Source organism: Prevotella sp. ICM33 (genome assembly GCF_000517825.1).
Lineage (GTDB): Bacteria > Bacteroidota > Bacteroidia > Bacteroidales > Bacteroidaceae > Prevotella > Prevotella melaninogenica.
Window position 1 is genome coordinate 50074 of sequence record NZ_JACD01000101.1, and the last position, 15696, is coordinate 65769.

Annotated in this window: 12 protein-coding genes and 2 pseudogenes; 9 read left to right on the forward strand and 5 right to left on the reverse strand. The window is 37.5% G+C overall.

Going from position 1 to position 15696, the window contains the following annotated elements:
* Positions 1-22: 22 nt before the first annotated feature.
* The 5 genes from HMPREF1505_RS11865 to HMPREF1505_RS11885 all read right to left on the reverse strand — a co-directional run bounded on the left by HMPREF1505_RS11865 (position 23) and on the right by HMPREF1505_RS11885 (position 7865).
* Positions 23-1141, reverse strand: a complete 1119-nt coding sequence (locus HMPREF1505_RS11865) for a glycoside hydrolase family 18 (RefSeq protein ID WP_036925676.1) — start codon at positions 1139-1141, stop codon at positions 23-25.
* Between the two features lie 17 nt (positions 1142-1158).
* On the reverse strand, positions 1159-2784 hold the full coding sequence (locus HMPREF1505_RS11870) for a RagB/SusD family nutrient uptake outer membrane protein (RefSeq protein WP_036925701.1): 1626 nt from the start codon (positions 2782-2784) through the stop codon (positions 1159-1161).
* A 6-nt stretch (positions 2785-2790) separates the two neighbouring features.
* Complete coding sequence (locus HMPREF1505_RS11875) at positions 2791-5901, reverse strand: SusC/RagA family TonB-linked outer membrane protein (RefSeq protein WP_036925678.1); 3111 nt, start codon at positions 5899-5901, stop codon at positions 2791-2793.
* Between the two features lie 352 nt (positions 5902-6253).
* Positions 6254-7357: an Mrp/NBP35 family ATP-binding protein gene (locus HMPREF1505_RS11880; protein WP_036925680.1), complete on the reverse strand. Its 1104-nt coding sequence runs from the start codon at positions 7355-7357 to the stop codon at positions 6254-6256.
* A gap of 130 nt (positions 7358-7487) precedes the next feature.
* A complete protein-coding gene (locus tag HMPREF1505_RS11885; RefSeq protein WP_036925681.1) occupies positions 7488-7865 on the reverse strand; it encodes a hypothetical protein in 378 nt (125 codons plus the stop codon).
* A gap of 2086 nt (positions 7866-9951) precedes the next feature.
* Between HMPREF1505_RS11885 and HMPREF1505_RS11895 the strand changes: the two genes are divergently transcribed.
* The 9 genes and pseudogenes from HMPREF1505_RS11895 to HMPREF1505_RS13765 all read left to right on the forward strand — a co-directional run.
* The gene (locus HMPREF1505_RS11895) at positions 9952-10437 is read left to right on the forward strand and encodes a toxin-antitoxin system YwqK family antitoxin (protein ID WP_036925685.1); all 486 of its coding nucleotides are present in this window, start codon (positions 9952-9954) and stop codon (positions 10435-10437) included.
* A 523-nt stretch (positions 10438-10960) separates the two neighbouring features.
* Positions 10961-11260, forward strand: a complete 300-nt coding sequence (locus HMPREF1505_RS11900; protein WP_036925686.1) for a hypothetical protein — start codon at positions 10961-10963, stop codon at positions 11258-11260.
* A gap of 7 nt (positions 11261-11267) precedes the next feature.
* Positions 11268-11612 carry a hypothetical protein gene (locus tag HMPREF1505_RS11905; RefSeq protein ID WP_013265120.1) on the forward strand — a complete coding sequence of 115 codons (345 nt, stop codon included), beginning with the start codon at positions 11268-11270 and terminating at the stop codon, positions 11610-11612.
* Between the two features lie 135 nt (positions 11613-11747).
* Positions 11748-12221 (forward strand): hypothetical protein, encoded by a 474-nt coding sequence (locus tag HMPREF1505_RS11910; RefSeq protein ID WP_036925703.1) that lies wholly within the window; start codon positions 11748-11750, stop codon positions 12219-12221.
* A 260-nt stretch (positions 12222-12481) separates the two neighbouring features.
* Positions 12482-13009, forward strand: a complete 528-nt coding sequence (locus HMPREF1505_RS11915; RefSeq protein ID WP_036925688.1) for a hypothetical protein — start codon at positions 12482-12484, stop codon at positions 13007-13009.
* A 700-nt stretch (positions 13010-13709) separates the two neighbouring features.
* The gene (locus tag HMPREF1505_RS11925) at positions 13710-14579 is read left to right on the forward strand and encodes a hypothetical protein (RefSeq protein ID WP_036925692.1); all 870 of its coding nucleotides are present in this window, start codon (positions 13710-13712) and stop codon (positions 14577-14579) included.
* Between the two features lie 26 nt (positions 14580-14605).
* Positions 14606-15253 carry a hypothetical protein gene (locus tag HMPREF1505_RS11930; protein ID WP_036925694.1) on the forward strand — a complete coding sequence of 216 codons (648 nt, stop codon included), beginning with the start codon at positions 14606-14608 and terminating at the stop codon, positions 15251-15253.
* 68 nt (positions 15254-15321) lie between these two features.
* Positions 15322-15585 (forward strand): annotated as a pseudogene (locus HMPREF1505_RS11935) (ankyrin repeat domain-containing protein); the annotation flags it as partial.
* A 14-nt stretch (positions 15586-15599) separates the two neighbouring features.
* Positions 15600-15696 (forward strand): annotated as a pseudogene (locus tag HMPREF1505_RS13765) (type IV secretion protein Rhs); the annotation flags it as partial.

Below are 15696 nucleotides of genomic sequence, written 5' to 3' on the forward strand. Positions count from 1 at the left end.
TTATAATGTGAGATATGCAGTGTTAAGGTTGAGTGGTCTGCCCCATTCTCTCCTTGAACACCTGTTGGTTAATCTGAATTGCCTGACGCATCCACTTGTAGTTAGGAGTATTGTCGTAGTCGTTATCGAAACGATAAGCACCTACTCCACCCTTGTAACCCTTAGAAGGCATACTCTTGGCTTGTCTTAACAACTGACCACCACTCTTAAAAGAAGACTCAAAGTTATCGGTTGTGATAATTGTCTTTGGGTCAACACCGTAGTAATCGAAGTGAGTTGTACGACCATAAGCCTGATCAATCCAGTAATCAACATATCCATCCAAAGCCTCAGTAAGTCCACTGAAATGGCCATCAATACAGATAAGACGGTGGCCCTTGTGATCTGGATCACTCTTAGGACCGATGTACTTGTTCATCTCCTTTACCAAGTAAACGAGGTCGGCATTGGTACTGAGTGTACCATCCATATCGAAGACACCACTACCAATCTCCCAGTCGATATCGTAACCGTCCCAGTCATTGGCTTCCAATGAGTCGCAGAGAGCCTTAGCAAAGCGAGCCAAAGCCTCTTTGTGATTGTCAGAACCGACAACACCATCGTAGCCCCAGAACTTCCAACGCGCCTTCTTCTTAGCTTCTTCAACACGAGCCTGGTCGTTTGCCCAGCCTTCTTTTTCAGCCTGCTTCTCAACAGCAGTATAGACAGAGTCAGGAGTTCTTCCCTTACCAATGTAAGACAAGAGTGTAACTTCCAAGAGTTTTGTACCCTTCACCTTCTGCACAAACTCCTTGTCTTTCTTCTGCTCAGGTGTAATATTAAAGCGGTTAGGTGCACCACTCCACATGGAAACGATGTCCATACTATCTGGCATAGAGGTAAGATAGCCACGGCGGTAGGTACCTGCTGGCGACCAGTTAGAATACCAACCAAAAGCAACAGGACGACCATAGTTAACGGCTTGCTGCTTATAAGCTCTCAAATCGGCATAATACTTCTCGCTCTCAGCATTGTTCATCGTATTATATCCACCGATATGATCGTAAGGTTCGTTCTCTACCTCTGTCATCTTGCTACATCCACAGAAAAGGACTCCTGCACAGAGCAATACCAACGAACTGATATATTTAAAGTTTTTCATATTCAAAATGCTTGATATTAATGATTCTTATTGTCCCACCACAAACGTGTTCCAGCCTTATCCAGACCACCACGAAGTAGCTTGCGTGCACTCTCTAAGTTGGCAATATCCTCTGCCGATGTAGACTTGTTAGTTGGGAAACGCATACGACGGATGCCTACCTCACTATCAATCTCACCGTTGCTATAGTTTGTAACCACACTATGCAACTTAGGATAACCTGTACGACGATACTCTGTCCAAGCCTCTTGTCCGTTAGGATAGAGTGCAATCCACTTCTGTATCATAATCTTCTCAAGTTTCTCCTCATCGGTTCCACTCCATGCTGTAGTAGCCTCTGTTACTGCCGGTACGTCAACATTCACACCTGGATTGGTGAGATGGAAACTGTAAGCAGATGGCTTGAGGCCAGACGACATATAGTCTGCTACCTCAGAACTTGCAATACCATTCTCTTCAAATGACATCTCGATACCCTTCTCATAAAGTGACTCAGCAGTACCACCCACAGCGAATCCATGCAGAGCAGCCTCAGCCAAGAGGAAGTAAACCTCAGAAGCACGCATCCAATAAGTTGGAGTTGTACTTGTGATAGCTGGGCGTGAAGAATCTCTGAAAGCATCGTTAGAGCTTACGTCATGACCTGTTGGTACACCAGAATACTTTCCGTATGTGCCCACAGTCACTGCCTGAGAAACTGTACTTGTATTGAAGAACTTTGGCAAACGTGGGTCTTGATAACCACCTAAGTAAGCCAACATAGAAGAACCCATACGGCACTCGTTATACTGGTTGATAAGAACATCGAGGTTGTTCTTGAACTCCAAGCTTGCGCCTCTCTCCATCTTAGCCTCATCATCCTTGGTCTTCATCACGCCATAAGAATGATTGACAGCCTGTAAAGCATACTTCTTTGAGAGTGCAGCATCAGCATAATAAACACGCATAGCAAGACGTAACATCAAAGAGTTAGCATAGACAACCCACTTGTGAACGTCGCCTGCATAGACAGCATCAGCATTTGGCAAGAGTTTGCTATTACCATTATCTGCGTACTTTGTCAACACCTCAATAGCATCAGAGAGTTCTTTGAACATTGACTTATACACTTCTTCCTGGCTATCGTATGGCACAGTGATAAGTCCTTTACCTGCCTCCTTATAAGGGATAGGTCCGAACATATCGGTAGCCTTATGCCAAGCAGAAATCTTCAGAATCTGTGCTAAGGCGAAAACCTCTGGGAACTGAGTCTCAGTCTTACCCTTTAAGTCTTGCCACAAAGGTACAACAGTAGAGTAAGATTCGGTATAAGACGATGCTACCCAACCATCCTTGAGGAAATAATTGAGGTTATTAGGACCGCCCCAGTTATTATTCTGACCGAAATAACCACTCCAACAATCTGCTGCAAGGTTATAGGCTGTTTGATATCTATTAGCAACACTGGTACCATCTGCCTGTGTTCCTACTGGGAAAACGCATTTCTGCATGGCAGTTATAGGACCGCCAATAGAAATACCATCCATCAATCCCTCCTCTGGGAGGAGTTCAAATTCGTTAGTGTTTACCTTTTGGAAGTCACAAGCCGTAAACAAGGACAGCGCAAGGACACCTACGATATATTTATATGCTTTTGTCTTCATGTTCAATTAGAATTTGAATTTAACACTGAAACCATAACTCTTCAGACTTGGCTGCATGAAATAGTCATTGCCCTGTCCGTATGTACCTGTTGAAGCTGTAAGCTCTGGATCGAAAGGTGCTTTACAATAAATCATCCATGGATTTGTAGCCACAAATGAAAGTGTCAAATCCTTAATGACATTGTTAAACAGCCTTGAATTAAACTTATAGCTCAAAGTAAGTTCTTGCAAACGAACGTTTGTTGCACTATAGGTATAGTAACCTGCGAGGTCATTCTCACCTGTAGCAACAAGTGTATAATACTTCTTTGCATCATACAAGCCCTGATTTGGAATCATCACGCCACCAGCATCTCTTGCATCAGCTGATGCCTTAGACACACCAAAACGGTCTAACAATGCTTGTGTTGAAGAAGTAACAATACCGCCAATGCGTGCATTAATCAAGAAACTAAGCCCGAAGTTCTTGTAGGTGAAATTGTTGTTCCAACCCATTGTGAAGTCTGGGGTAGTCTTACCTAAGTAGATAGGCTCAACAGTCTCTAAGTTCATACCGCCTGATGGACTAACATTTACAAAGCCTTGATTGTCCTTTGCCAATACCTTTCTTGCATAAATATCATTGATAGAACCGCCAACCTTAAGCAGAACACGGCCATTATCCTTTGATACTTCAGGGATATTGATTGGCTTTGGACTCAATGGGTGATGGTAGTCCTTCACCATTTCCTTAATCTCATTGACGTTCTTAGAGTAAACCAATGATGAGTTCCATTGCAAACCACCGAAGTTATCGCTATAACCTAATGCCATCTCGACACCGCGGTTCTCTACATTACCTGCCTGTAAGTAAACAGCCTTGTAACCAGAACCCTCTGGCAATTCACCAATAAAGGTTTGGTTATAAGTATTAGACTTGTACCAAGTGAAGTCGAATGACAACTTCTTCCAAAAACGAGCAGTCAAACCGAACTCGTATGACTTTGTACGCTCTGCCTCATAATCAGTAAATGGATAGATATCAGTAGACTTCAAGCTACCACCCACAATTGGAGTTGTAATAGTGCCCGGCGTCATACCTGAACGTGAAACAGGAGAACCAACCTCAGTGTAAGAACCACGAACCTTCAAATAAGAAATGAATGAAGGGAGTTTTATCATCTCTGAGATAATACCAGATAAACCAACTGATGGATAGAAGAATGATTCCTCAGATGAGTTTACAAGACGTGAGTTCCAGTCGTTACGACCTGTCAAAGTAAGATAAACCATACTTCTCCAACCCAATTCGGCACTTGCAAAAGCTGCAACATTACGTACCTTTGAGTCACCACCAGCCTCACGAATCTTGCTATCAGTTGGATTTATGTTATTCAAAGAGAACTTATTTGGAACTAACACTAAGTTACCACCATAACCACGGGTGAGAGATGCATAGTCAGAATAGCTATAACCAACGTTGGCAGCAAGACTGAACTTACCAAAGGTCTTATTAATATTGGCAATAGCGTCAATATAAGTCTGATGATCCTTATAATCATAGTAATCATAAGCGCCCTTCTCCTTGGCAAAGTAATTGAATGAAGAAGCATAAATCTTACGCTCACTTGTGATAAACGTCTTGTCGAGACGAATACGACCTGCTACGCTCAACCAATCAAAGATATTATAGGTAAGACCAGCATTGAACATGAAGCGGTCCTTATCATCTGGTGCTAAGTTACGATAAGCCGTCCAATAAGGGTTCTGATTTGCAAAACGGCTATCGCTGATTGGCCAATACTGAGTTGGGAAGTTTCTCACGTTATCGTAACGCTCAAAGGTCTTGATTCCCTCAAATGACTCACCGCGTGGGAAGAGATAAGCTGCAACGATTGGGTTCCAGTACTCACCCTGTGACACCATATTATTATCTTTCTGCTTGATATAAGATGCACCAAGGTCGAGTTGCACCTTATTCTTAAACATACGCGTAGTGTTACGGATGGTGAAGTTGTAACGATCGTAAGTATTATTTGGTACGATACCACGTGAATTGGTGGTTGCTACAGAGGCAAAAGTCTGATTAAACTCATTACCCATGTTCAATGTCAAAGCATTGATGAAGTTCGTTCCTGTGCGGAAAAAGTCCTTCTTTGGATCGTATGAACTTGGTGTTGCGAGTTTCTCACCCCAACTCTCATAAGAACCAAGCTTGTTGCCATACGTATTCTGAAACTCTGGCATCAACAATGGTGAGCTAAAGTCTGCAGAACTTGAGAAAGAAATGTCTACGCGTCCTTCTTTACCTTTCTTTGTCGTAATGAGGATGGCACCATTAGCAGCATTACTACCATAGAGGGCTGCAGCAGAAGGACCAGCCAAGACGCTGATGCTCTCGATATCCTCTGGGTTAAGGTCGGCAATACCTTCACTGCTTACACGACCTTCTCCCATGATACCGCTATCGCGTCCACCACTGAAATTGAAGATTGGAATACCATCAATAACATACAATACGTTGTTATCACCTTCGATAGACTTGGCACCACGCATGATTACACGTGTAGCACCACCTACACCACTGGCACTCTTAGAAATGCTAACACCAGCTACCTTTCCGTTTAACGAGTTCACAAAGTTAGCATCTTTGTTACGTGTCAACTCATTTGAGCCTACTGACTGTACATTGTAACTCAAAGCTTTCTCAGCACGTTTAATACCCAAGGCTGTCACAACAACCTCGTTCATTGTGTTTGCAACTTCTTTAAGCGTAACATCGATGGTGGTTTTGTCGCCCACAAGGATTGTCTGGGTAGTATAGCCAACATAAGAGATAACCAACTTTGCCTTTGACGTGGTATTGATAGTAAAGTTACCATCAATATCCGTTACAGCACCTTCCTTGGTTCCTTCCACCATAATAGTGGCACCAATCAGTGGCTCACCAGCAGAGTCAACAACGCGACCAGTTACCTTGTGATTGCCGTTTTGTTGCACAGCCTGAGGCATAGAAGCATCAGGTGAGCCTACGGGATTTCCTACTGCATAAACACTCGTTGGAGCTAACGCAATAGAAAGGGCAAAAGCGACTGAGAAATACAGATGCTTCTGCTTTGTTTCATGAATCATTCTCATTAGGTTCAGGGTTTAAATATTTATATTTTAGGTTCCTAATTGTTACTTATTAATAACAGCTGCATGAACAACTGCATTACACCACTATCACCTTATTATAGTAAGGTAATGATGAATAAAGAAACATTTTTTATTTACACAGGTTGTTTAACGTATAAACGTAAAGATTATTAATGAATAATAGGTTAGGTCAATTAACTCATAATAACGAGTGCAAAAGTATAAAATAAATTTGTAAACAGCCCTCCTTTTTATAAAAAAAAGTGAATAATATATTTGTTATTGCAAAAAATAGAGATATACGCCAACACGTATATCTCTATTTTTTTATATATAAACACGTAAATGCGGTTTACCCGTTCTTTACATCAACTATCTTTGTTGGAGCCTGTTCCTTATTGCGACGATTGACTACAGTGACTACACTCTGCGCAAGACTGAGGAACGACTGACCTGTAATGGTGTCAACCTGTGACGCTGCTGGTGTTCCGTTATCACCATTTTCGCAAATGCTCTGTACGATTGGAATCTGAGCAAGTAGCGGACATCCAAGTTCTTTTGCTAAGTTCTTGCAACCATCTTTTCCAAAAATGTAATATTTATTCTCAGGAAGTTCAGCTGGAGTAAACCATGCCATATTCTCAACCAAACCGAGAATTGGGATATTCACCTTATCATTACGATACATATCAATACCCTTACGTGCATCTGCCAATGCAACATTCTGAGGAGTTGACACGATTACTGCACCCGTAATAGCAAGTGTCTGCATAAGTGTCAGGTGAATATCGCTGGTTCCTGGTGGTGTATCGAGGATAAAGTAATCGAGTTCGCCCCAATCAGCATCAGCAATAAGCTGCTTAAGAGCTGAGGTTGCCATACTTCCTCGCCAAAGGGTTGCTGTGTCTGGATTGACAAAGAAACCGATAGAAAGCAACTTCACACCATACTTCTCCACAGGTTCGATAAGCTGGCGTCCATCCTTTTCTACACCGTATGGACGAGCATCTTCTACACCGAACATCTTTGGCATACTTGGACCGAAGATATCGGTATCGAGCAAACCTACCTTATAACCAAGGCGTGCCAAGGCTATAGCAAGATTAGCTGAGACGGTGCTCTTTCCTACTCCACCCTTTCCTGAACTAACAGCAATGACATTCTTCACCTGAGGCAACAACTTACCCACCTCTGGGCGTGGTGCATTCTTAAACTCTGTTGTAATGGTTACTTCAACTTCCTTACCAACAGAATAGTGAATCTGAGCCTCAGCAGCCTTAATAGTAGACTTGAGGAATGGGTCGGTCTCACGTGGGAAAATAAGCGTGAAACTTACTTTATTACCATTGATGCTGGGTGTATCTGCCAACATCTCACTTTCAATAATATTCTTTTTCGTTCCTGGATAAATTACTTTCTCCAGTGCATCTGTAATGAGTTTCGGATATAATGTCATTGTTTTATTATTTTATAATCTTTGGAGAATGAAGCTATCTCACTGCTATAAAAGCTTATATTCCTTCTTATTAGAATTTCACTTACTTCTTTAAGTTAACAAAAAGAATGCCACAAAATAATCGGACACATTAGTTACCGTTATTTTGCGAGTTCTCCCATTCTTCCCATTCCTTTGCAACAGCTTTCCAGTCGGTCATCTCTCCCGCTTCAATGGCTTGCTGCTCACGTGCAGCCTCATCACGCGCCTTATCACGCGCACGCTTTGCCTTCATATCAGCGATAGTGGCATCATCAAGAATCTGAATAGCTCCTCGTTGGATAGCATCCTGTAACTCTTCTTCACCGAAAGCCTTACCAGGCTCATTGAAGTCAGAGATATTAAATTCATAAATTGTACGTAGGTCATGACGAACCAATTTCTGTTTCGCCCGATTACCCGCATTCTTCAGTCGGAGTAGCTTTGCTATTTCTTTTATCTCGTCTTCTGCGAACTTATTTCTTCCCATGTTTTGATTCTTATTCAGATGCCATTGATGGCTTTCGTGTCTGCGAAGATAGCAACAAAATCCCAATACTGCAAGTTTTTTCTTAAGGAATACATTGCGCAAAGTATGATAAATTGGCTTCATTCGTTAAACCTAAATCTGTCATCAGGCCACAAAATGTATAGTTTTTATTACTATGGTATTGTTTCATAACATCTTTTATTTTTTTCGGTATCGCCGTTCTTTGTACTGTTGATACCTCCATGATATGGTTCTTCCGAAATATGGAGTGATAAACTAAAAGTCTTATATTATAAGGCACACAGAGTCACGGAGAGGACGGAGGTAACGCAATGGCACGGAGGTGCCGACGGCACAAAGAGCGACGGAGGTGTAGCATACAGATTCTTGATAACTATTCTGGGATAAACGCTTTGTATATAAATTGCTAATAGAATTGGCTAACAAGCTCCGTCGCTCTATGCCCGACGGTGCCTCCGTGACTTCCATTGCTTTGTTTTAATAATCCTCCGTCCTCTCCGTGTCTCCGTGTGACATTTCTTCAGAAACCTAACCTTAAGTAGCAAACCTTATCACTCCAAAATCCAGAAGAACCCATGATATTACGTTTACCTCTGTCTCTCTATGTCTCCGTGTGCCTTATTAGATAAGAACTTTAGCCTGTTATTCTATCTTAGGAAGCAACTTCTTTTTATCCAACCCACCTATATTTGTAAAATTGTTTCAAACACTTAATTATCAATACATGCTCTTTAGGCTTCTTAAAGATGCCTAATTAGCTTCCAATAGGTGCCCTTTAGAAGGCTTACTAACGCCCTTTTGAAGTCCAATTAAGCACCTTTTAAAACGCTCCTTGATAACAAACTGACTTATTGATAGTTACAAACCCTTGTGTTATACTTATTTTTCTCCTTTTTTTTAAGGCTTTTATTCAAGAATATGTACGTATTTTTCGCAACCTAACACACATCCAACAATCTTCTCTTTTCAAGGTCTCAACTCATTAAGTTACAAACAATGTTATAGATTGGCTGCCCGATAGTTGGCATGGTAGGTTTTCTTTTCTATTGACACCTTGGCACTATCCACAACAAACTCCGCATGAAAACACTTTTGGACAGCAATAAACAGGGGCGTCAAAGCGTTATTGTTGACTGAATAGGTTACGGCAAAAGACGGTCATACGACCTATATGAAGTTCGGTAATGGAACGGAGACTACCTATACATATGACAAGCAGCGTGAACGTCTGTAGGTGAAGAGCCTTACAACAGGCGGTCTGACTGCAATGGAGAACTGATATTAATCCAGAGTAGATTAACATAATTCTCAAGAAATAGTAGTAATAAAGTAAACCGATAAGAAATTATGAGGCATGCTGTATCGATTATTGTCCTATATGCTTTGATAAATATTCTATCATTGTTATTCAATATAATTTCTTTTTCTACTGATGGGAAGATAGATATTGGCTTCCCTTTTATTTTTATCCATTTAACGAGTGCAAAGTATGATTCTACTTTTCCATACAATAAATTACTCATAGAGCCTTTTTTATGGGATATTATTTTTTTATTTACGATAGTTTGTTTATATTTGTGCTGCCTAAAATTTATCAAAAGGATTCGTGATTGAGAAGAACCTAAGAATGAAAAATAAATGATGACCTACGATGCGGTGAGCAACCTCCTGAGTAAACTCACGGCATAGTTGAAAAAGTCTATCGCTAAGAAGGAGTTTGCATACGCATGAGTATGATAATTTGAACACCCTTATCCATGCAAACGGTAAGGAGAGTGTTATACATCCAACACTGCTGGCGAACGCATCATGAAGAAATGCAAATATTAGGAGATAAATATGAGTTCCAGGCATAGAGATAGTCAGATGTCTTCTTCCCTGCATTTACTGAGCTTAAACAAACGATTTCTGATTATAGCACATCGACTGACAAAGAACATCATGATTTAATACAAAAGTACCCTAATTTACAGGGAACTAAGTTGTATAGAGCAACTAAATCCGAGTTAATTGAACAAAATAGTAATTTAAAAAAAATATTTGATCATGTCAATCTATGTGAGATATGGAAAGAAAAGAAATTAAAACAATAAAATGTCTGTGCCTAATTATCATTGTTTTCCTCTGTGGTTGTAAAGAAAAACATATCCCCAAACGAACCAGTTCTGGGAATGATCGTACATGGGAAATTATTGATGCCAACAAACACTTCTATTATATGAAACCTTCAATAGCGATTAGCCCCACTATAAAGACAGATAGTACAGTTATATATTTATACAATGATGGGACAATGCATTCTATTGATACACATATAAAAATAAAGAAAGATGATTGGGTAAACGACGGAAAGAGATACCATTTTAATGAGATTTCACAGCATATAGAAAAATGTGTTACTTATACGAACAACAAGTTGGATGGCCCAACTATCTACTATTATGATAATGGCTTAGTAGAACATATAGAGCAATACTCAGAAGGTGAAAAATGTGGCACATGGAAGTATTTTAACAATCAAGGTGAACTTATTCGCAATGTTTATTATTAGAGATTCAACATAGAGGTCAACAAGGAAATGGAGAAAGGTTTGATAGACAGTGCATTCTGACACACTATGCTATATACTATCTGATAAAAGCGAACGGTAAGGCTAAGCGTGCATCGTATGATATGGTGATGTCGTTCAGACGGATGAGTGAACCACTCACAATGCCCTCCATCCTTTCTCCTTTTCCCATGTTTTTAAGACCCTTTTACAAAATAAAGTTGTATATTTGCCTTTGAAATTGCTATGCTCGATTTGTCTGTTCTTCCAAAAAGAGACTAATCCTGAAAAGTATAGCCACAACATAACACATAACAAAGGACGTCTGCAGGCACAAGACCTCACAGTGGATGTCGGGTTGTGGTGTAGGAAAACTTCTCCTCAATGCTGTAATGAACGGCAAAGAAGGGGAATAATGTCCCTGCCTAACATACATTTCCTACCCACACATTATTCCTATTCTCACCACTGAATTCCGATACCGTCTCTTACAGACAGTTCAAAAAAGCATCAACCAACGTTTAAAATGAAAATAAAGAATATTTTAGCTGTTTTTATAATAGTAGGCGGCATATCTTATGCTCTTTACTTTTCATTAGTTACAGATGTTTTATTAAAGTATGGTGAAACAATTCACACAAAGGCTATTATTGAAGAGAGATTAACAGGAAAGACTTCCGATCCAGTGCTGCGCTATAGATTCTTATATGAAAATCAAGCTTATATCGGTTTTGTGTCAGAAACATCACGTTTACATGTGTCTGATACTATTAATATTGTATTCTTAAAAAGTAGACCGTCTATAAACAAACCATTAATAAAATAAATTTTATATGAAAAAGAACTTGTTATTCTCATTTGATGATGAGATTACGACTGGGGTTTATTATGACATTGATGGTCATAAAATTGTAGTTTATTTTGCGGCTTATTATGATAATGGGAGGTTCGTAGAGAAGAAATGCCAACTTATTATTGAGAAATGGGAGTATGCAAAAAGTAAATTATCAGTGGATAACCGATATAAAGATTTAGAAGATCATATTGGAATTATAAGTATGATTTTAGATATGCATATTGCAGATAAAAAATTGTTTTTAACGGTGAATACATTAGATGGTCAATATGTGGATTTACTGTTTTATAATTGCAATGTTAAAATAGAAGATATTTCTTAAGTAGGACTTGTATAATACAAAATGTGACCTTATGAATTTAAAAATAAAACCGACTCATAGTACCCCTTTGAAAAAGATAAGATGACACCTTCAAGGTTTCTTATGGTTATACAACTTATAAAAGGTTTACTTCTAATGGCAAAAGATTTTAATATATATACATATCCTACCTTTTTTTCATTGTTACTGATAATGCTAATACCATTTGCATTATCAGTAGATGATATTATGAATAATCACCAAAGCAATATGAAAATAATACTTTGGATTTCAGTATTTATAATCATCATTCTTGTTTATGGATTAATAAAAACTCGCAAAAGAAAAATAGTCATAAATGAGTTAGGCTTACTAATTACAGAAAAGGAAGGAAATATAAAGATTCCATGGGAGGATATATCGCACATATTTTTTTGTTCAACACCAATTTGGGGGCTATATGTAAAAATAACTTTTACTAATCGAAGGGATCCTTTAATTATTGACTTTGGGAAAAGCAGTTTGTGGAGTGTCAATTTTTATCGTTTTCGGATAGCCATATTGGCGTTTTCACATAAAAAGGATATAATAGTTGTAAAATCTAATCAATGGTATCTAAAGCTAATATAAAAATAGGTAGTTCAATTGTCGTTCAAGGTGCTTCGTTAAAGGCTAATAAAATAATTTGATTTGGCTTTACAACATTGTAACTTTACATCTAATGGTGAAGAGATACACGAAAACAAAGGATTACAACCATGAAACCATTTAATGTTCAAACGGCAAAAAAACAACTTATCAATATAATTTATTCGGTCGAAAGCTTATATTCTTTTAGAGAATAGTGGTTGGGAAAAGGAGGAGTAAATCATTTAATTAAAAAGTAAGCTATGTTAGAATATAATAGATATCAAATTTTGAACCTAAATTTTATTAATGAACTTGATACTGTAACTTTAGATTCAAAGTTTAAGTATATTTCTGATTTTATTTTCCGGCAAGTGCAAGGAAAATCTGTTTTCCTTTTTGAGATGAAGCCAACGAAGACATCAATTCTCTATGATATAGACCCAGAAAGCGAATATCATACTATTAACTCAAGAAAAGTAATTTATACTAAGAATTTAAATCTAAGCAAAAAGGTAATTTCTATGATAGTTGAAGATGAAAGCTTCTATTTGGGACATCTTTTGATTATTATAGGAACTTTCTCAAGAAGTAAGATATCTATTATTTCGAACATGTGGGAAAATTTATTAGAAACAGGAATAGAGTATTTTAAGATGGGTAATGATGGAGAATCTTTCTATTGGTGCAACCCTCAGATAAATTCAGCAGAGGAAGAGTTCAAATTATTTATTAATGAATTGAACACCTTTGCCAATGGTATCAAACATATTAATAATGAAAACGGATAAGAATATTATTTGGGTTATAGCATTACATGTAATAACTTTTACATTTGTTATAATTTCGTGGAATCATTCATTTAATAACATAGGTTTTAATATAGCCTCTGGTATTTCATGTATGTTATTGGGAGGCAGTTATTTACATCTTGAATTATCGAAATATTCAGAAGAAGGGAAGGTGACATGCTTCAGTATTACGCATACGATTATACCTTTAATCTTCTTGTTATTCTGGACTGGTATTGCTCTTATATTTTATCATTATATCGTAATAATGTTATTATTAGAATGTCTGGTCACAAGTTTAATTCCCCTCAGTTTTTCGTACCTTAGGATTAAGCGTAAAGAAAATAAATATATAACGCTATTACTCATAATTATAAGCGGCATCATTATAGTTCTACCCTTTATAGTTTTATCTATTTTGTAACTATTCAGCGGTATCGATCAGTCTGTATTCTCTCCTATAAAATCTTCGTATAAAGGCTATAAAGATGCTTATTTTTCTTGCATATTTCAGATTTTCTTTTTACCTTTATACCTATGAAAGAGCAGGTTACAGACATATCAAAAGTATTACAAGGTATAACGGAAGATATGCGGTTGATGCGTGAAACAATCAATCAGCAGTATTCTGAGATTAAACGGATAAATTGCCATACACTGTATATCCCCTGTCATTGTTGAATAGTTACACGTAAAATATATGATGGACAATAAGAATAACTTTATTAATGCAGAAATATTCCTTGATAACATTATTAGGAAATATAAAGTTGAAACGACTTCTAAGTATACGATTTCTGGTAGACCCCTATTTGAGGTAAGTTCAAAGAAAGAAATGAGTATTGTATGCTCTGAGATTGTAGATAATCATTATTTACTTGACATTAAAATACTAAACCAGACCAACACCTACGGTTTAGAATTTTTAGAGCAGAAATCCCTTGAGTTACTTGATAAAGTTAATGATATTCAATCCCACCTACTTATATCAATGGATTTATGTGGTAAGTTGAAGGATGTATTAAATTTTACAGAACTACACGAAAAATGGGAAAGAATTAAAACAGATATAAGAAACTCATCAGTAGAGATTTCCAAAATAATATCAGATGGAAATCAGTTATATGCTCATGGTTCGCAATCTTTTGCTGCAGAACTTAATAAAACGATATTTTATAAAGCTCTTGGAATGAGTTTGATACCTTTTGATGGAATAAAAAAAGAAGGCAACAAGACTTTCCTTTATAATACTTCCTCACTTTTATTCCCTCAAATTGAGAAGAAAGTTTCTATTGTATTAGATGATATTGTTCACTTTAGTGATACACCAGCAACTTTACTAACCTTAAAAAATAAACGTAGTAGAGAAGATTCTGATATTAAGTCAGAATTTATAAAAAACTTCCCATTCTTAAAGAGACAGATGGGAGAATATAAATATGATTTATTCTGCTCAGTTGAAAGAGATAATAAAGTTCAATGGCCAAACTCTATTGAACTAACCATAAGTGAACTGTTAGAACCGATAGTCTCTGACGTTGCATGTAAGATTGAATTGATAAAGAAGTAAGTGTATTTATAATAAAGTATGTCTTTATGAATTTGAAGTATAAATTTAAGATTGATTCGCTATTAGAGTTTTGGGGTATTCCAGCCAGAATATATTTTATGGCAGCTACTCTTTTTTTCTTGATACCCTTCTATCTGATAGGTTTCCTCACGGTAAAGGATGATTTGCCGCATAGAACAGGTATTGTTAATAGAATACATATACTACAGAAGTCTCATAGTAGTTGGGAGGCAAATTTCACTTTGGAAGGTGATACCAGTCATACCTATTGGCAAGGATATGAAAATTTTTATCCCTTCTTTTTATTTCCTCCTAAATATAAACTTGACGACTACATAATCCACAAAGGAGATACTATAAGTTTCTTTATTGATAACGATAAAAATGGTAATTATATAAAGAGTGACCGTTTTTTCCCTGGAGAAGGCCATTCTTTTGAATCAGATGAAGTTATCTATACAGAAGGTCTGGTAGTAAATGGGAAAGAGATAGCATCTCCACTTGTTGCAGCGTTTATACGTACTCCCCTTACATGGTTAGGAAATGTAGGAGTTATTTGTTTTTACCTCTGGATGTGTCTGTTTGTTATCGATTTTGGTATGTGGTATAATAAAAAAAATATTGATAAAAAAATAAAGGAATACTTTTATAATCAAAATATGTTCATTCGATAATTTAAGTTTAGATTAGAATCATTGACAAGAAGGTATTGTAAAGACTATATGGAAATAAAATACATAAGGGTAAACATTGCATGTCCTATCTGCTTTATGCCGTATGGGAGCATAGCTATGGTATAACTAAATTTCTTTTAGAAAATGAAGCAGACCCTAATACGGTTTCTTCATTGACAAGTACACCCGATGTAATAGAGCCTCGTCTTCCTTTAGAAATTTCATGTTATGATGATTATGGCATGAACTACATGAAGTTATTACTCGAAAAAGGGGTTAATCCTAATGATGCACAAGCGCAGTGTCCTCTATTTGCGGCTACATTATATGAAGTGACTTTGGATGTATCATCGTTTCTGGCTACTCCGCTACTTACAGAATGGAAACAGCACATAGCTGCTTCTCATGGAATGATAGAACCATTGGGGATGTAGTGAAAAAGC